Origin of the sequence: Agrobacterium tumefaciens, assembly GCF_017726655.1 — a bacterium.
GTDB classification, from domain to species: Bacteria; Pseudomonadota; Alphaproteobacteria; order Rhizobiales; family Rhizobiaceae; genus Agrobacterium; species Agrobacterium tumefaciens_B.
In genome coordinates this window covers 1,090,224-1,107,500 of the sequence record NZ_CP072309.1, presented here as the reverse complement: position 1 = coordinate 1,107,500, position 17,277 = coordinate 1,090,224, and the positions used below count along the sequence as shown (strand labels likewise).

The 17,277-nt window shown below is 58.1% G+C and carries 14 protein-coding genes (1 of these 14 cut by a window edge); 9 read left to right on the top strand and 5 right to left on the bottom strand.

The features are described 5' to 3' along the window. Nucleotides 1–890 carry the 5' portion of a formimidoylglutamate deiminase gene (locus AT6N2_RS19325; RefSeq protein WP_209090825.1) on the bottom strand. 457 nt of this gene lie to the left of the window's left edge, so 890 of the gene's 1,347 nt are visible here — the first part of the coding sequence; the start codon lies at nucleotides 888–890; its stop codon lies beyond the left edge, outside the window. A gap of 114 nt (nucleotides 891–1,004) precedes the next feature. Here AT6N2_RS19325 and hutI point away from each other — a divergent pair, with 114 nt between their 5' ends. The 6 genes from hutI (at nucleotide 1,005) to AT6N2_RS19295 (ending at nucleotide 8,093) form a co-directional block, all read left to right on the top strand. Then, nucleotides 1,005–2,264, top strand: coding sequence for an imidazolonepropionase (gene hutI / locus AT6N2_RS19320; RefSeq protein ID WP_209090823.1), 1,260 nt, complete (start codon nucleotides 1,005–1,007; stop codon nucleotides 2,262–2,264). Next, nucleotides 2,261–3,805, top strand: a complete 1,545-nt coding sequence (gene hutH / locus AT6N2_RS19315; RefSeq protein WP_209090822.1) for a histidine ammonia-lyase — start codon at nucleotides 2,261–2,263, stop codon at nucleotides 3,803–3,805. Before hutI ends, hutH begins: the two co-directional genes overlap by 4 nt. A gap of 1 nt (nucleotide 3,806) precedes the next feature. After that, nucleotides 3,807–4,607, top strand: a complete 801-nt coding sequence (gene hutG, locus AT6N2_RS19310; protein WP_209090821.1) for an N-formylglutamate deformylase — start codon at nucleotides 3,807–3,809, stop codon at nucleotides 4,605–4,607. Nucleotides 4,608–4,618: 11 nt separating this feature from the next. After that, nucleotides 4,619–6,292, top strand: coding sequence for a urocanate hydratase (hutU, locus tag AT6N2_RS19305; protein ID WP_209090820.1), 1,674 nt, complete (start codon nucleotides 4,619–4,621; stop codon nucleotides 6,290–6,292). Between the two features lie 185 nt (nucleotides 6,293–6,477). Then, a complete protein-coding gene (locus AT6N2_RS19300) occupies nucleotides 6,478–7,482 on the top strand; it encodes an alpha/beta fold hydrolase (RefSeq protein WP_209090819.1) in 1,005 nt (334 codons plus the stop codon). A gap of 38 nt (nucleotides 7,483–7,520) precedes the next feature. Then, nucleotides 7,521–8,093 (top strand): HutD/Ves family protein, encoded by a 573-nt coding sequence (locus AT6N2_RS19295; protein ID WP_209090818.1) that lies wholly within the window; start codon nucleotides 7,521–7,523, stop codon nucleotides 8,091–8,093. A gap of 28 nt (nucleotides 8,094–8,121) precedes the next feature. On the opposite strand, the gene AT6N2_RS19290 is transcribed toward AT6N2_RS19295, so the two are convergent. The 4 genes from AT6N2_RS19290 to AT6N2_RS19275 all read right to left on the bottom strand — a co-directional run bounded on the left by AT6N2_RS19290 (nucleotide 8,122) and on the right by AT6N2_RS19275 (nucleotide 12,884). Beyond that, nucleotides 8,122–9,600, bottom strand: a complete 1,479-nt coding sequence (locus AT6N2_RS19290) for a M81 family metallopeptidase (RefSeq protein ID WP_209090817.1) — start codon at nucleotides 9,598–9,600, stop codon at nucleotides 8,122–8,124. A 71-nt stretch (nucleotides 9,601–9,671) separates the two neighbouring features. Continuing rightward, on the bottom strand, nucleotides 9,672–10,757 hold the full coding sequence (locus AT6N2_RS19285) for a D-TA family PLP-dependent enzyme (protein ID WP_209090816.1): 1,086 nt from the start codon (nucleotides 10,755–10,757) through the stop codon (nucleotides 9,672–9,674). Nucleotides 10,758–10,788: 31 nt separating this feature from the next. After that, complete coding sequence (locus AT6N2_RS19280; protein WP_144579014.1) at nucleotides 10,789–11,178, bottom strand: RidA family protein; 390 nt, start codon at nucleotides 11,176–11,178, stop codon at nucleotides 10,789–10,791. Nucleotides 11,179–11,498: 320 nt separating this feature from the next. Then, complete coding sequence (locus AT6N2_RS19275) at nucleotides 11,499–12,884, bottom strand: FAD/NAD(P)-binding protein (protein ID WP_209090814.1); 1,386 nt, start codon at nucleotides 12,882–12,884, stop codon at nucleotides 11,499–11,501. 427 nt (nucleotides 12,885–13,311) lie between these two features. Here AT6N2_RS19275 and repA point away from each other — a divergent pair, with 427 nt between their 5' ends. The 3 genes from repA to repC all read left to right on the top strand — a co-directional run bounded on the left by repA (nucleotide 13,312) and on the right by repC (nucleotide 16,999). Continuing rightward, nucleotides 13,312–14,526 (top strand): plasmid partitioning protein RepA, encoded by a 1,215-nt coding sequence (repA, locus tag AT6N2_RS19270; RefSeq protein ID WP_077224618.1) that lies wholly within the window; start codon nucleotides 13,312–13,314, stop codon nucleotides 14,524–14,526. Next, nucleotides 14,523–15,536, top strand: a complete 1,014-nt coding sequence (gene repB / locus AT6N2_RS19265; RefSeq protein WP_209090812.1) for a plasmid partitioning protein RepB — start codon at nucleotides 14,523–14,525, stop codon at nucleotides 15,534–15,536. Before repA ends, repB begins: the two co-directional genes overlap by 4 nt. 185 nt (nucleotides 15,537–15,721) lie before the next feature. Then, nucleotides 15,722–16,999, top strand: a complete 1,278-nt coding sequence (repC, locus tag AT6N2_RS19260) for a plasmid replication protein RepC (RefSeq protein ID WP_209090810.1) — start codon at nucleotides 15,722–15,724, stop codon at nucleotides 16,997–16,999. Nucleotides 17,000–17,277: the final 278 nt, after the last annotated feature.

The window sequence follows — 17,277 nt, the reverse complement described above, 5'->3', positions numbered from 1 at the left end:
AGATTGGCCTCCGTGATCGGGCAGAGACCGGCAACTGCGCCGCTTTTCGCCATGGCGCGCGTCTCACTCTCCGTCATGTGCGTTGCATGGATCAGGCACCAGCGGCTATCGACGGGCGCGTTTTCAAGCAGCCATTCCACCGGCCTTGCACCGGAAAAGGCCAGGGAGTCTTCCACTTCCTTCGTCTGTTCCGCGACGTGAATATGGATCGGCCCCCCTTTTGCCAGAGGCTCTATGGCGGCCAGCTCGTCGGCGGTGACAGCGCGCAGGCTGTGGGGCGCTATGCCAAGGACGGCGCCCGGCAGCCTGCCTACCACAGCCTCTGCGCTCTGCATCAGCTTTGCGTAACTGTCGAGCGAATGAATGAAGCGTTTCTGTCCGTCTATCGGAGCCTGACCACCGAAACCGGAATGGGCATAAAAGACAGGCAGCAGGGTCAGACCGATACCCGTCTGCGACGCGGCCGCGCCGATGCGTTCGGCCATTTCGGCAATATTGCCGTAATGTGAACCGTCGCGGTCATTGTGCAGGTAGTGGAATTCACCAACCCTGCCAAATCCGGCCTCCAGCATTTCCATATAGAGCTGGGCAGCAACCGCCTCCACGTGGTCAGGCGTCATGGAGAGCGCGAACTTATACATCACGGTGCGCCAGCTCCAGAAACTGTCGTCACCCGGTCCACGGATTTCAGCAAGCCCGGCCATGGCGCGCTGAAACGCGTGGCTGTGGAGATTGGGCATGGCCGGGACGATGACGGCGTGCCGCTCGTCCAGGGGCTGCGCGGAAGCGCCCGTTTCGACGGAGGCAACAAGACCGTCCCGGCATATGATGCGAACGTCCTTCGCCCACCCTTCCGCCAGAAGCGCTGCGCCCGCGTAAATTGCCGTCATGCCACCCTCTCCTTTGGTTCTGTCCGGCAAGGCCATTTCAAACCCGAAATTGCAGCTTGCCAAGCCGATTATTATGTATATACATTTAACTCACAAAGGAAAGGCGAAAAGCAAATGCCAGGGAACAAATCTGCAAACGCAACGGCGACGGGAAACGCCACGGCTTTGTGGCGCAACGCCCGGCTGGCAACCTTCGATCCCGCCATGGAAGGCATCGGTGCCGTCGAAAACGCCGTCATTGCCGTGCGTAACGGCCGCATCGCCTTTGCCGGCCCTGAAAGCGATCTGCCCGCCGATCTGTCGAAAGCCGACGAGACCAACGATTGCGGTGGCCGCTGGATCACCCCTGCCCTCATCGACTGCCACACCCACCTCGTCTTCGGCGGCAATCGCGCCATGGAATTCGAGATGCGGTTGAATGGCGCGACCTATGAAGAGATCGCCAAGGCAGGTGGTGGCATCGTTTCCTCGGTGCGCGACACGCGCGCGCTCTCGGAGGCGGTTTTGGTGGCGCAGGCTCTGCCGCGTCTCGACACGCTTCTTTCCGAAGGTGTTTCCACCGTTGAAATCAAATCCGGTTACGGTCTGGACATCGAAACCGAGCTGAAAATGCTGCGCGTCGCCCGCAGGCTTGAGACATTGCGCCCGGTGCGCATTATCACCAGCTACCTCGCCGCACACGCGACACCTGCGGACTATAAGGGCCGCAACGCCGACTATATTACCGACGTGGTTCTGCCCGGGCTGGAAAAGGCCCATGCGGAAGGACTGGCAGATGCGGTTGACGGTTTTTGCGAAGGCATCGCCTTTTCCGTCGCTGATATCGACCGGGTTTTCGCGGCAGCAAAGCAGCGCGGACTTCCCGTCAAGCTGCACGCCGAGCAGCTTTCCAATCTCGGCGGCGCCGCGCTTGCGGCATCTTACAACGCGCTTTCGGCCGATCATCTGGAATATCTCGACGAGGCCGGTGCGAAGGCGCTGGCAAAAGCGGGAACCGTGGCCGTGCTTCTGCCCGGCGCCTTTTATGCGCTCAGGGAAAAGCAGCTGCCGCCTGTTCAGGCACTGCGCGATGCCGGAGCCGAAATCGCGCTTGCAACGGATTGCAATCCCGGCACATCGCCGCTCACCTCGTTACTGCTGACTATGAACATGGGAGCGACACTTTTCCGCATGACCGTGGAAGAGTGTCTGACGGCAACGACACGCAATGCGGCAAAGGCACTCGGCCTCGGTGCTCAAACCGGCACGCTGGAAGCCGGTAAATCCGCCGATTTCGCCATCTGGGATATCGAGCGCCCGGCCGAACTTGTCTACCGCATCGGTTTTAACCCGCTCCATGCCCGTATTTTCAAGGGACAGAAGGTTTCCTCATGACCATGAAGACCATCACGCTTCACCCAGGCGCCGTGACGCTTGCCGATCTCGCGACGATTTACTGGGAAAACGGCACCGCCAAGCTCGATCGCTCCTTCGATGCCGGCATAGAAAAAGCGGCAGCCCGCATTGCTGAAATTGCCGCTGGCAATGCCCCGGTCTACGGCATCAATACCGGTTTCGGAAAGCTGGCTTCCATCAAGATCGACGCCGCCGATGTGGCGACTCTGCAGCGCAATCTCATCCTGTCGCATTGCTGCGGCGTTGGCGCGCCGCTGCCTGAAAATGTCGTGCGGCTGATCATGGCGCTGAAGCTCGTTTCGCTCGGCCGCGGCGCGTCCGGCGTGCGGCTGGAACTGGTGCGCCTGATCGAAGGCATGCTTGAAAAGGGCGTCATCCCGGTCATTCCCGAGAAGGGATCGGTCGGCGCTTCCGGCGATCTCGCACCGCTCGCCCATATGGCTGCAGTCATGATGGGCGAAGGCGAGGCCTTTTACGAAGGCGCGCTTCTTGCCGCCGGCGATGCGTTGGCGAAAGCCGGGCTGACCCCGGTGGTCCTTGCGGCAAAAGAAGGGCTGGCGCTGATCAACGGCACGCAGACATCGACGGCGCTGGCGCTGGCCGGCCTTTTCCGCGCCCATCGCGCGGCGCAGGCGGCACTGATCACCGGCGCTCTTTCCACTGACGCCGCCATGGGTTCGTCTGCTCCTTTCCATCCGGATATTCACACGCTGCGGGGCCATAAGGGTCAGATTGACGCTGGTGCTGCGCTGCGCAACCTGCTGGAGGGTTCGGAAATCCGCGTCAGCCATATCGAGGGCGACGAGCGCGTCCAGGATCCCTATTGCATCCGCTGCCAGCCGCAGGTGGACGGCGCCTGCCTCGATCTTCTACGCCAGGTTGCCCGCACGCTGGAAATCGAAGCCAATGCGGTGACCGACAATCCGCTGGTGCTTTCGGATAATTCGGTGGTCTCGGGCGGTAACTTCCACGCCGAACCGGTGGCGTTTGCCGCCGACCAGACGGCGCTTGCCATTTGCGAGATCGGCGCGATCGCCCAGCGCCGCGTGGCGCTGCTGGTCGATCCGGCGCTTTCTTATGGCCTGCCGGCGTTCCTATCCAAAAAGCCTGGCCTGAATTCCGGTCTGATGATCGCCGAGGTAACCTCCGCCGCGTTGATGAGCGAGAACAAGCAGATGGCGCATCCGGCCTCGGTCGATTCGACGCCGACCTCGGCCAATCAGGAAGACCATGTCTCCATGGCCTGCCACGGCGCGCGGCGACTGCTGCCCATGACCGACAATCTCTTCGCCATTCTCGGCATCGAGGCGCTGTCGGCCGTTCAGGGCGTGGAACTGCGCGGACCGCTGAAAACCGGTCCCGAATTGCAGAAGGCGATGGCCGTGCTGCGGGCGGCGATCCCTTCGCTCGAAGAGGATCGCTACATGGCACCTGACCTGAAGAAGGCGTCGGAACTGATTGCTTCGGGCGCGCTGGTCTCGGCAATTTCGAACGGCATTCTGCCGCAGCTGGAGGTTTGAGATGCGCGCCTTCGAGGTCAGACAAGGCTCTTCGCCCATTATTCTCGGCCTGCCGCACACCGGCACCGATGTGCCGGCGGAAATTTGGGACCGCCTAAACGACAATGGCAAAACCCTCGCCGATACGGATTGGCATATCCATGAGCTTTATGCCGGGCTTCTCGAAAACGCGACAACCGTGCGGGCAGCGTTCCACCGCTACGTGATCGACGCCAATCGCGATCCGGCCGGCACCAGCCTTTATCCCGGCCAGAACACGACCGGTCTTGTCCCGGAAACGGATTTCGACGGAAAGCCCATCTGGAAAGAGGGAGCCGAACCCACAGAATCCGACCTCGCCTATCGCCTTGAAAACTTCCACGCGCCTTATCACGCAGCCCTTGCGGCGGAAATCGAACGGGTGAAATCGATCCATGGTATCGCCATTCTCTACGATTGCCATTCGATCCGGTCGCACATTCCGTTCCTGTTCGAAGGAAAGCTGCCGGACTTCAACATCGGCACGGACATGGGCAAGACCTGCGATCCGGCAATCGAGAAAATCGCCGTCGAAGTAACCGCTTCCGCCGAAGGTTATGACAGCATCCTGAACGGCCGTTTCAAAGGCGGCTGGACGACTCGCCATTACGGCAAGCCGCAAACCGGCGTACACGCCATTCAGATGGAGCTGGCGCAGTCCACCCATCTTCAAAGCGAGACGCCGCCTTTTGCCTACGATGCTGCCAAAGCTGAACAACTTCGCACCTATCTCAAAACCATTCTGACGCGCATGGAAAGATTTGCGCTCGACACGAAACGATAAGGGGAAAGCACATGAACAACCCACGTCACAATGTTCGCGACGTCCGTGCACCGCAGGGCACTGAACTCAATGCCAAAAGCTGGATGACGGAAGCCCCGCTGCGCATGCTGATGAACAATCTGGATCCTGACGTCGCCGAGCGCCCGCATGAGCTTGTCGTTTATGGCGGCATAGGCCGCGCCGCCCGCACCTGGGACGATTTCGACCGCATCGTCGCGACGCTGAAGGATCTGAACGAGGACGAAACCCTCATCGTGCAATCCGGCAAGCCGGTCGGCGTGTTCCGCACCCATAAGGACGCGCCGCGCGTGCTGATCGCCAATTCCAACCTCGTGCCGCACTGGGCGAACTGGGATCATTTTAACGAGCTGGATAAGAAGGGCCTTGCCATGTACGGCCAGATGACGGCCGGTTCGTGGATCTATATCGGTACGCAGGGCATCGTGCAGGGCACCTATGAAACATTCGTCGAGGCTGGCCGTCAGCATTACGGCGGTAACCTGAAGGGCAAATGGATCCTGACCGGTGGTCTCGGCGGCATGGGAGGTGCGCAGCCGCTGGCCGCTGTCATGGCTGGAGCTTGCTGCCTTGCGGTCGAATGCGACGAGACCCGCGTCGATTTCCGCTTGCGCACCCGTTACGTCGACGCAAAGGCGCACACGCTCGACGAGGCGCTGGCGCTGATCGACCAGTGGACAAAGGCGGGCGAGGCCAAATCCGTCGGCCTGATCGGCAATGCGGCGGAAATCTTTCCAGAGCTTTTCCGTCGCGGCGTCCGCCCCGATATCGTCACCGACCAGACCTCGGCGCATGACCCGGTCCACGGTTATCTTCCAGCCGGATGGACCGTTGCCGAATGGCGTGCAAAGCAGGAAAGCGATCCGAAGGCCGTTGCCGCTGCGGCGCGTGCGTCCATGAAGGTGCATGTTCAGGCCATGGTCGATTTCTGGAATGCTGGCGTTCCGACGCTCGATTATGGCAACAATATCCGCCAGGTCGCCAAGGACGAGGGGCTGGAAAACGCCTTCGCCTTCCCGGGCTTCGTGCCGGCCTATATCCGCCCGCTGTTTTGCCGCGGCATTGGTCCGTTCCGCTGGGCGGCCCTTTCGGGCGATCCGGAAGACATTTACAAGACCGACGCCAAGGTGAAGGAACTACTGCCTGACAACAAGCACCTGCACAACTGGCTGGACATGGCGCGCGAGCGCATCGCGTTCCAGGGCCTGCCGGCGCGCATCTGCTGGGTCGGCCTTGGCGATCGCCATCGCCTCGGGCTTGCCTTCAACGAAATGGTCAGGAACGGGGAACTCAAGGCACCAGTTGTCATCGGCCGTGACCATCTGGACAGCGGCTCCGTCGCCTCGCCCAACCGCGAGACGGAAGCCATGAAGGACGGATCGGACGCCGTGTCCGACTGGCCGCTCCTCAACGCCCTGCTCAACACCGCATCCGGTGCCACCTGGGTATCGCTGCATCATGGCGGCGGCGTCGGCATGGGCTTCTCGCAGCATTCCGGTATGGTCATCTGCGCCGATGGTACGGATGATGCCGCACGCCGGCTGGAGCGTGTTCTCTGGAACGACCCGGCGACCGGCGTCATGCGCCATGCCGACGCGGGCTATGAGATCGCCGTTGAATGCGCCAGGGAACAGGGCCTGCGTTTGCCCGGCATCCTCGGCAACTGATCGTGTCGCCGCGCGGCCCATCGCTGCGCGGCCCTTGCCTTTCAAGGATGGAGATGGACATCATCGTTCAGCCTGTTTCCTCGTCTGAAACTTTCGAATCGATTTCTTCGTTACTTGCTTCTGCTCAGGTGTGATGTCTCGCCTCTGCGATAAACCGATGACTTTGATGGAGCGCGGACGACAGCATGGCACCACGACATATCTCCCTTGCGCTTGGTCTTCTGATTGGTACAGTTTTTCCCCTGTTGTCACCGAGCGTCGCCTCCGAAAGCCGCGGGGCCGTTCCGGTGAGAATCGATGTGGGCGGATACAAGCTCAACAGCCTGTTGATCGAGCCTCAAAAACAGGCGGACCTGCCGCCGATCGTCTTTCTTCATGGCGCAAGCGCAAGCCTCTACGATCCGCTGTTTTCCTTTGCCGACAGGCTCAACGGCCGCGCGAAGCTATTATTTATCGACAGACCTGGCCACGGGGCCTCCGATATTGGTGGCAATGACAATATCCTGCCAGACGCGCAGGCCGATGCGATTGCCGAACTGATGAAAAAGCGCGGAATCCACAAGGCTATCATCGTCGGACACTCATTCGGTGGCGCGATCACAGCGGCCTTTGCTTTGCGTCATCCGGAGATGGTGACGGGTCTCGTGTTCCTTTCGCCGGCGGTCTATCCCTGGCCGGGCGGTATCGCATGGTATTATACGGCAGCGAGCGCTCCAGTGACGGGACCGCTCTTTTCCACTTTTATCGCGCCTCCAGTAGGCTTCTTCGCGCTCGATCAGGCGACGCGCGGGGTTTTTGCTCCCAATAGTCGTCCCGCGGGCTACATCGAGGCCACGCGCGCATGGGCCGCGTTAAGGCCGAAGGCGTTTCGCCATAACGCGCAGGAGGTCGCAGCGCTGAACGCCTGGGCCCGGAATGCCGCGCGAAATTATGCAAAAATAACAGCGCCGACGGTCATCATCACCGGTGACACTGACAATGTCGTTTCGCCGGAAATCCATTCTCGCCAGCTTTCGCGCGCGATAACAGGATCGACACTCGTCGTTGTCAGAAATCTCGGACATAAATCCGATTACGTCGCACGGGATCTCGTTGTGACGGCAATCGAAAAACTCGCCGGTAAAAAAGCCAACCTTTATGCGGCGCAGAAGATGCTTGAAAGGCGTATTGCCAGCGACGGCGGTATGTAGAAACACGACGTCCAGGAGCATATCGGGAAATGCAGACGATGAGACATCTGAAAAGCAACGCTTACACGTCGATGCCCTGGAAAAATGGCGGCGGTGTCACGACTGAGATCATCGTTCATCCGGCCGGCGCCACCATGACCGACTTCGATTGGCGGATCAGCATGGCCGATGTCGCACAGGACGGGCCGTTTTCGATATTTCCCGAAATTGACCGGACACTTAGCATTCTGGAAGGCAATGGTATGAGCCTCAGCATTGACGGAAAAGACCCCGTGGCGCTGACGGTTGAAAGCGCTCCCCTGCCCTTTGCCGCCGATGTTCCGGTTGACGCCACGTTGAACGACGGTCCGATTGTCGATCTGAATGTCATGTCCCGTCGCGGACACTTTCGGCATCGTGTCGAAAAACATCGCGGGGAACTGCGCCTTCAGCCAGCGTTTTCGACGACCACCTTCATCTTCGCCGTTGATCCGGCCGCTGTTTCATCCGGCAGCGAGACAATCGATCTGCAGCGCCGTGATGGTCTCCTGATCGAGCCCGGTGCCGAGATTGCGGTTCGCAGTGCAGACCAGAGCGGCCAATTCTTTATCGTGACCTTCGATCGGGGTTAAAACACTCCAGACACGGCGATCCGACGCCTCAATCGAGGCCAAGCGGATCGGCGACCCTTGGCCACAGCCCCAGACTGGCCTTGCGGTACGGCGTTTTTGCCGGATCGGTGGGATATGAGGTCGGGGCTGCGATATAAACGATGTCAGATGCTATCGGCGCAAACCCGGCGTGAAAGTGGTTTGTCGACTTGACGAGCAGCAGATCCTTGCTGGCGAAATCGATACCCAGATTGGAGAAGATATCCGGCTCATAAGTTTGCGTCCGGCTTGTGATGAGGATAATGTCGATCTCTGTACCCAGCGGGCGAACAACGGCGGCACGGCCGAGCGTGACGCGGCTGTTGCGGAAGCTTTGCCATCCAGCCTCCGCCGTCCGCATCACCTTGATGCGGAAATCGAGCGGCTCGCCGCCTTGCGGGCTGGATTTGCCGCCAATACGTAGATCGAGTTCGGCTCCCTCACCCGCCGCATGACAGAAGGACACCGCTATCGGGTCCCAGATCGTCGCGACAGCAAAATTATCGATGCCTCGCTCGACCATGCGCCGTAGAATATGGGTCGCATCACCCGCGACGCCGCCGCCCGGATTATCCCAGATATCAGAGACGACCACCGGTTTCCCCGGATTGTTCGTGCGGATGGAAAGCGCCAGATCGAGGCCCGATTCTGTATCCAGCATCGGCATCGCGGTAAGCTTGCGCATGGCGTAGAGCTCGTGGCCGAGCTTTTCCGCCAGCGCATCGCCCTTCGACTTATCGTTATCGGTGACCACGACAATGCGCGTTCCCATATCCGGTACGTCGCCCGCCATGAAACCGTGAATGACGGAAGCGGACAGAATGCCGTCCTTGCCTTCCATGGCCTTTAACCGATCGACATAAGATCGCATCGGCTCGCGGCTGGTGGGGTAAATCGTAATCATCCGGCAGTCGAATGTCGAGATGACGGGCTTGATCTCGCCTCGAAGGGTACGAAGCGCCAGTTCCACCACATGCTCGCCACGTTCTTCGAAGTCCGTGTGCGGAAACTCCAGGAAAGTCGCCATGATGTCGAGGTTTTTGACCCGCAAGGCGGTAAGATGGCTGTGTGGATCGAATTCTGCGGCAATCAACACGCCCGGCCCGACCATGTCGCGTATCCGTGAGAGGAAATCACCTTCCGGATCGTCATAACCCTGCGCCGCCATCGCCCCATGCAGACCAAGGACAACAGCGTCGACAGGCATGGCGGCGGCGAGTTCCCCGAGGATCGTGTCCCGCAGGGTCTCATAGGTCTCACGCTGGATTAGTCCGGCGGGCTCCGCCCAACAGGAGGTCCCCTCGATGACTGTGAAGCCCTCTGCCTTGCCGCGGCGTCGCAGGATGGGCACCGGCGACGAGCACAGTGTTGGCGTTTCCGGATGCTCGCCGGGGCCGGCGTAAAATGCCGCACGGAAGGCGTCCATATCCGTTGGCACGGGCGAAAATGTGTTGGTTTCAGTGGCAAGCGATGCCGTGAAAATGCGCATATTTCCGATTCTCGTTATCAGCGTCTGCATTCGCGCAGCTTCACAAATTGTCTTTATTTAGCCGGCTAATCTTACCACACGGTGCCGCGCGCCGCGATCTTCTCGACACGCGTTACAATGCCGTTGCGATGGAAGACCATTCTGTCGAAGAGATTGCTCACGACGCATGTGTGGTTCGGCACCACCTTGACGACGTCGCCAATCTCGGGCCGCGAGGAGCAGCCGGACAGATCGACGACCGCATGCTCTTCCGAAAGCGACACGATTTTTGCGCCCTCATAACCTTCTATGAGGCCATAATCGCTGAAACCCAACAGGTCTGACGTCAGCGCCTTGGAGCCACTGTCCAGCACCGCCCGGTCGGCGGTTGGCTTCGAGACCACGGTTGCGAGGACGTGCATCGCCAGGTCATCGATATTGCAATGGCCCGCGCGCACCATTGAGCGGTCGTTATAGACATAGGTGCCAGCCCGATGCTCGGTGGCCGAGGGAACAAGGTGCGCAGCGTAAAAATCAGGGGAACCGCCACTGGAACGGATCGGGCAGTCAATACCCTTCCCGGCAAGCAGTTCCATTGTCTCGGATAGAAATTTCTCCACCGTCTCCGCCCCCGCAGGCGCGGGATAGGTCAGTATACCCTTGAAGACCAGCCCTGGGGCCGCCGCAATTTTCTCCGCAAGGGCTAGAGCGGTTTCCGGGCTTTGTACCCCGCAGCGCTTGCCACCGGTATCGCATTCGACCAAAACCGCCAGCGGCCTGCTCACATCGAACGTAGCGGCAAGACCGGCAATTGTCGTCTCACTGTCTGCGACGACGCTGAGCCGAGCAACACGCTCGTTCAATGCCTTCAGCCTGGCAAGTTTCGCCGCACCGAGAATATTGTAGGTAATGAGAATATCGTCGAAGCCAGCATCGGCGAAAACTTCCGCTTCGCTGACTTTCTGGCAGTTGATACCGATTGCACCGGCCTCAAGCTGCTGTCTTGCGACAGCCGGTATCTTGTGGGTTTTGATGTGTGGGCGGAAGGCTTTACCATGGTCGTCCAGATAAGACTGCGCTCTCATGATATTGGCGCTGAGACGGTCCTCGTCAATGACGGGCATGGGCGTCGAAATTGCATCAATGGGTGTGCCCACGTCAGGCCAGGGATAGGTCATCATCTACTCTTAACAACAGGCAAATCGGGCTTCAGGCCAGCGGCTTGTAGGCGATAACGTCCATTTCGACCTTTGCATCGACCATTAGTGGTGATTGCACGGTCGAGCGCGCGGGCGGATGATCAATGAAATATTTCTGGAATACAGCGTTGAAGCTCGAAAAATCACGCGCATCATCCAGCCAGACATTCACCTTGACGACATCAGCCAGCGTGCAGTCGGCCAGCGCCAGGACGTCCTTGATATTGGCGATCACCTGCTCTGTCTGCGCCACGATACCGCCGACGACGACCTCACCGTCGACGGTGGGCACTTGACCGGAAACATAAACGAAATCTCCCGCCCTCACAGCTTTCGCAAAGGGGCGACGCTGTCCGCCTGCCTGATTGTCAGCAGCCTCGTATCTTACCAATTCTCCCATGGGTCCCCGCAAATTATTTTCATAAAGTCGCTCATTTCCGAGATCATTAGCCCGTTTTGACAGGCATTTCTACACGTCATGTAAATTATTTAGTAATTTGTCTTTCTTGGACCTCTGTCATAATGATTTTACGCGGCGTGCCATTACTCGGAACGCTTCGTTTCCCCACCGTATCAGACAGTCAAATAGTCGAAATCGGCAGGTTCCAGCCCCCCGTTACACAGAGTGATTTCAGACAAGTTGTTGAGCCAAGTGTTCGGAGTTAGCCGCGGCTAACACCGCCCGACGGTGTCGGCGGATACGGCACGGCCATCATGTCCTCAGCGTTGGATGGCTGGCATTCCGCTGCCGACAACTCGTTTCGTGATAGCATCCGCGATCTTTTGCGCCTGAACACGAATATCCGGAACCGCAGTGATCTCCCAGAACCTGCCGGCGGTTAGCGCACCCGCCGCAAAGAGCCCAGGCCAACTTTCGCCATTCCCCCGCAAAAGCCGCGACTCTTCATCCACTTCAACACCGAGCCCTAAAGGATCCAACAAAACAATGCCGCCGTCACGCATGGACTCGAGCAGCCGAGAATGCCCGATCCCTGCCCTTTCCATGCCCGTACAATTAATCACCCAATCAACCTGCAGGGACTGAACGACCTGAGAATGTCGGCGCCGATAATTGAGGGCAATGCCTTCCACTGCCGGTTCAATAGACCGAAGAAATCCAGCGTGGATCCCCACCACCCCTTCAACCATCAGCTTCTCAAAAGCGGCGAAAACTTCAGGTGCAATCCGGTGCCGATGGATGTTCCACCACGGCAAGCCATGGCGAAGAAACCGGCTACGTTGCGCCACCGTCAGGCTCTGCCACAGCGCTTGGGTTTTCGGGCGCAAGCCATCCATCACGCTGCGCCACGACACACCATCGCGGACCTGTTTGCGCAAGGACCTTAGCAAATGGCTTATCTCTGTTGAGCCAATGCCGAGATCAGGTTCGACTGGCGGCAATGGCGGGGTAACATGCGCATGCGGAACGAGGCCGCGACGAGAGAGAACATGGATCGGGCCGCGGTGGCCTTTTCCCCGCAGCGTCATGACTTGGTCAATCATCGTCAGGCCCGAACCAAGAATACAGATGCGGTCGCCTGATTTCACTTTGGAAAGCCAACCCGGCTGCCAGCAGTGACCAATAATATGCTGCGATTCATGCCCCGCATTATAGACAGTTTGCACCGGCAAACTCGCGGCTCCGACACCAAGACACAAAACGACATTGCGCGCGTGCAATTCGTCGCCCCTCTCAAGAGTGAAGGAAAATCCTCCCGCGCCATCGTCCCGGCAAGCGGAAGCCTTGGCCCGAGTAAAATCGACCCTCGCACGCTGCTCCCGGCTTCGAAGCAAGGACGCCAGTCTATCGCGGAGATAAAGGCCGTAGTCTCCGCGCGATGCAAATGATAGCGGATTGTCATCGAGTCCGTTCTGCCCTAACCACTCAACAAAATCGCTAGGGCGATCGGGGAAGACGCTCATTCGACCGGCCGGCACGTTCAGGCGGTGATAGGGAAGCTCCGTTCGATAGGCGGTTCCGCGCCCAAAATCGGAGTCATCACCGACAATCGCAATTGACGCTTCCTGCGGCAGGCTTGTCAAAAGATGAGCAGCGGTGCAGATCGCCGAGAAACCGGATCCAACGAGTGCGACATCATAAGGCATTCAACCTCCAATCTGCGTGCGCAAGAACGCGAAAGCGACGGTGTCGCCGTCATTACTCTAGTAAGGAAGTAGAGATTAAACTCACCCAGATGTCTACCCCACAATTTCTGGTTCCGCTCTTTGGAAGAGGCGATGAAGTCAGGACTAGAAGTTAGCCGCGGCTAACCAGCGGCGCCCAAGGTCCATCGACAAAAAACTCGAAGCGAGCACACTCCATAACCGCCTTCGCCCAGAAGTTTGCCGCGGCTAACCGAAAAACTGATGCGAAGTGCAAATGTGATTCTTCCACAATGCTTTAGCGCCGCTTTTGTATCTCGTAAAAAAGCCTATTGCGCCCAAAAGAGAATCGGCGCTTATATCTCAGTTGCGGAAAAAACCGCCTTTTTCGAAAAAAACCGCTACTGCAATTTCGAGCGAAAGAAGACCGATGACACAGAGTGCCGATTTAAGACGTGCCGCAGGAGCACCCGACCTGACGAGTCTTATACAACAGCATTCGGCTGCGTTGTCAGCCCAATTGCAGGCTCATAATGCAAATACATTTTCACCGCACACCGAAAAGAGCATGCGTCATTTCTCCCCGGCGGAAACCGCGCGGTTGATCGGAATTGGCGAAGCCTATCTTCGCCAGATCGCCGCCGAGCGGCCGGAGCTCGACGCCGCACAGGCGACCGGCCGTCGTTCCTACTCGGTGGAAGATATGGACGAGATCAGAAAGTTTCTCGATCAGGGTGCCCGTGGCACCCGCCGGTACCTGCCGCACCGCCGCGAAGGCGAAGAGTTGCAGGTCATCGCCGTCATGAACTTCAAGGGCGGTTCCGGCAAAACCACGACATCAGCGCATCTCGCTCAATATCTGGCGCTGCGCGGCTATCGTGTGCTTGCCATTGACCTTGACCCGCAGGCCAGTCTTTCGGCGCTCTTCGGTCATCAGCCGGAAATCGACGTCGGTCCGAATGAGACGCTGTACGGCGCTATCCGCTATGACGACGAACGTCGTCCGATCGCTGAAATCGTGCGCGGTACCTACATTCCCAATCTTCATATCGTTCCGGGCAATCTTGAACTGATGGAGTTTGAACATGATACACCGCGCGCCTTGATGCGCCGCGCTCCAGGCGACACGCTGTTCTTCGCACGCATCGGCCAGGCGATTGCCCAGGCTCAGAATTTCTACGATGTCGTTGTGATCGACTGCCCGCCGCAGCTCGGTTATCTGACGCTCTCTGCGCTGACTGCCGCAACATCCGTTCTCGTCACCGTTCACCCGCAGATGCTCGACGTCATGTCCATGAACCAGTTTCTTGCGATGACCGGCGATCTTCTTGCTGAAATCGGCAGGGCAGGTGCCCGTTCCGACTACAACTGGATGCGGTATCTGATCACCCGCTTTGAACCGAGCGACGGGCCGCAGAACCAGATGGTCGCCTTCCTGCGCTCGATTTTTGGTGAAAACGTTCTCATCCACCCGATGCTGAAAAGTACGGCGGTTTCCGATGCGGGATTGACCAATCAGACACTTTTCGAAGTCGAACGAACCCAGTTTACCCGGTCTACCTATGACCGAGCGCTGGAAGCCATGAACAATGTGAACGCTGAGATCGAAGGACTGATTAAGAAAGCGTGGGGTAGGGCAGCATGAGCAGAAAACAGATCTTCGCCAATCTCGGCACGCCAGCCGCTGACAGCAATGAAACCGCATCCGAGCGCTCGCGTCCACGCATCAGGCCCATTCTCGGTTCGCCCGAGCTGGTCACGGATGTGCTGAATTCCCCTGTCGGCATGATCGGCCAGTCCCTTAACGAGGTTTCCGAGCGCGCGAAACGGGCCGAAGAGATCGAAAAGCAGCTTGCGGAAGGTCTAACGATCGTTTCGCTCAATCCTGCCGATATCGATCCTTCCTTCATCCCGGACCGCATGCCCGCATCGGAAGAAGCCGATGCCGGTCTCATCGAAGCCATTCGTGAACAGGGCCAGCAGGTTCCGATCCTGGTTCGCCCCCATCCTGATTTCCCCGGGCGTTACCAGGTCGCTTTCGGGCATCGTCGCCTGGGCGCGGTTACCAGCCTTGGTATTCCGGTCAAAGCTGTCGTTCGTGATCTGAGTGATGAGCAGCTCGTCGTTGCCCAGGGGCAGGAAAACAATGAGCGCCGCGACCTCACCTACATCGAAAAGGCGCGCTTCGCTCAAAAACTGCAGATGCGGTTTCCGCGTGACACGATCATGGCTGCCATGTCGCTTCACAAAGGCGACCTCTCCAACATGCTGTCGGTTGTCGGCCGCATTCCGGAGGATCTCGTTGACCTCATTGGTCCGGCTCCGACCGTTGGGCGGCGCAACTGGATGGACCTCGCCGACCAGCTATCGTCGTCGCAGGTGAAAGAGGCGGCACGCGCCTATGTTAAGGATCCATCCGTCGCAGCCCTGCCGTCCGAAGAACGGTTCAAATCGCTCCTGGAGTTTTTGAAACCCAAGGCGCAGCCCAAAAAGACCGGCGTGTGGTCATCCGAGACCGGTGGCAGGTTGGCAAAGGTCGTCGAAAGCGACCGCAAGCTGGATATCTCTATAGACAAGAACGAAGCGCCGGAATTTGCCGAGTTCGTTCTCGAACACCTTCAGACGCTGTTTGCCGAATATCGGTCCAAGCAGTGAGTTTTAACTCGAACGACTAACAGGAGACGCATCACAAAAGAAAAAAGCCCCCGAACGTTGCCGCGCGGAAGCCTTTCTTTGATTTAAGCACCCGAAGAATCTCATTTCCGCGAATCATAGTCAAGAGTCTTGGCATCGAATTTTTCGGTGAGCGATTTTCTTTTGCCTTGTGAAAGGTGAAAGACATGGACAGCACATGTGTAACGACGCCCTTTGGGCGGCGAGCGATGTCGTTTGGCGTTCTCGCAACCCAGTTTGCCGCGCAAAAGAACAGGAAAATCGAAGCGGTCGATAAGTGGAAACTCTATCGATCCGTCTGCGAGGCCAGGCCTTTGCTCGGCGTTACGGACCGCTCGCTCGCCGTTTTGAACGCGCTTTTGAGCTTTTATCCAAAAAACGAGCTTTCCAATGAAGCGAGCTTGGTCGTGTTCCCATCCAACACGCAATTGTCGCTCAGAGCCCATGGAATGGCTGAGCAGACATTGCGCCGCCATCTCTCCGCACTCGTCGAGGCCGGCCTCATCATTCGTAAGGATAGTCCGAACGGAAAACGATATGCGCGCAAGCATCGCGGAGGAGAGATCAGCGAAGCCTATGGTTTTTCACTGGCACCGCTTCTTGCCCGCAAAGCCGAAATCGAAGAGTTGGCCGAACGTATCATCAGCGAACGGCTCAATCTTCAGCGTCTCCGTGAGACCATTAGCCTTTGCCGCCGTGATATTCAGAAGCTCTGCGAGATGATCGCGGCGAGCGGTAAAACGGATATCGTCGAGGGGTTCCAGGCACGCTATACAGCCATTGCTCTCTCGCTCGGTCGTAACTCCAAATCCGCAGAACTTAAAGAAATCGCCAATTTCCTGGCTTCTCTGCGTGCCGAAGTCACCAACTATCTGGAAAATATCGAAAAATCTGAAAAAATGGGCGGCAATGACTGCCAAAATGAGCGGCTCAAAAAGAATTCAGAATCCGAATCCATATCTAAACGGCAAAACTCGGAAGAGCCGGCTATCGCTGTACCAGCCAGTCAAATCAGAACGCCACAGGCCAGCGTGGCGCCCGTTAGCGAAACACCACGCCCCTCATTGGCAAAGCCTGTTTCTCAAAAGCAGTTTTTTGTTCCTGATATTGTTTTGGTTTTGAAGGCCTGCCCTGACATTTGCCACTATGCTCCGGGTGGTGCGGTCACCAGCTGGCGCGATCTGGAAGTGGCAACAGCCGTCATCAAGACCATGTTCAACATCAGTCACTCGGCTTACCAGGAAGCACTGCTCACATTTGGTCGCCAGGGAACGGCAGCCATTCTCGCTTGCCTTCTGCAAAAGGCCGACCAGATCAGTTCTCTTGGCGGATATCTTCGTAACCTGACCCGTAAGGCGGGGGAAGGGGGCTTTGAGCTGCAAACAATGCTCCTCGCACAGTTGCGCGGCCGTAAGGAAAACAGCGGGGCCACCATGCCCGGTTAAGCACCCGCGAGTCAAAGCTGCTCGTCTTGCAGAAAAGTCGTAGCAACGCTACATTAGCACCGGCTCAGCACAAAAGATTCGTTCGATGATTTCAGCACCGACAAGTGCTGAAAAAAGCAAGCTGATGGTTAATCCGAGGTAGCGAAAGCTAATTGCAATTTAGCTTTCGTTTTAGAATTTCCATTTTTGGTTTCAATCGCTTGAGTCAACGCTGATTTCGGAAACTTGTCGACATTTTTCCCGTCGTCCTGGCATATCGTGACGTATATTTCTGACAC

Excerpts from the sequence above, each read along its gene's own strand:
- hutI (WP_209090823.1), top strand. The coding sequence starts at position 1,005 with ATGCCAGGGAACAAATCTGCAAACGCAACGGCGACGGGAAACGCCACG.
- hutH (WP_209090822.1), top strand. The coding sequence starts at position 2,261 with ATGACCATGAAGACCATCACGCTTCACCCAGGCGCCGTGACGCTTGCC.
- hutG (WP_209090821.1), top strand. The coding sequence starts at position 3,807 with ATGCGCGCCTTCGAGGTCAGACAAGGCTCTTCGCCCATTATTCTCGGC.
- hutU (WP_209090820.1), top strand. The coding sequence starts at position 4,619 with ATGAACAACCCACGTCACAATGTTCGCGACGTCCGTGCACCGCAGGGC.
- AT6N2_RS19300 (WP_209090819.1), top strand. The coding sequence starts at position 6,478 with ATGGCACCACGACATATCTCCCTTGCGCTTGGTCTTCTGATTGGTACA.
- AT6N2_RS19295 (WP_209090818.1), top strand. The coding sequence starts at position 7,521 with ATGAGACATCTGAAAAGCAACGCTTACACGTCGATGCCCTGGAAAAAT.
- AT6N2_RS19290 (WP_209090817.1), bottom strand. The coding sequence starts at position 9,600 with ATGCGCATTTTCACGGCATCGCTTGCCACTGAAACCAACACATTTTCG.
- AT6N2_RS19285 (WP_209090816.1), bottom strand. The coding sequence starts at position 10,757 with ATGACCTATCCCTGGCCTGACGTGGGCACACCCATTGATGCAATTTCG.
- AT6N2_RS19280 (WP_144579014.1), bottom strand. The coding sequence starts at position 11,178 with ATGGGAGAATTGGTAAGATACGAGGCTGCTGACAATCAGGCAGGCGGA.
- AT6N2_RS19275 (WP_209090814.1), bottom strand. The coding sequence starts at position 12,884 with ATGCCTTATGATGTCGCACTCGTTGGATCCGGTTTCTCGGCGATCTGC.
- repA (WP_077224618.1), top strand. The coding sequence starts at position 13,312 with ATGACACAGAGTGCCGATTTAAGACGTGCCGCAGGAGCACCCGACCTG.
- repB (WP_209090812.1), top strand. The coding sequence starts at position 14,523 with ATGAGCAGAAAACAGATCTTCGCCAATCTCGGCACGCCAGCCGCTGAC.
- repC (WP_209090810.1), top strand. The coding sequence starts at position 15,722 with ATGGACAGCACATGTGTAACGACGCCCTTTGGGCGGCGAGCGATGTCG.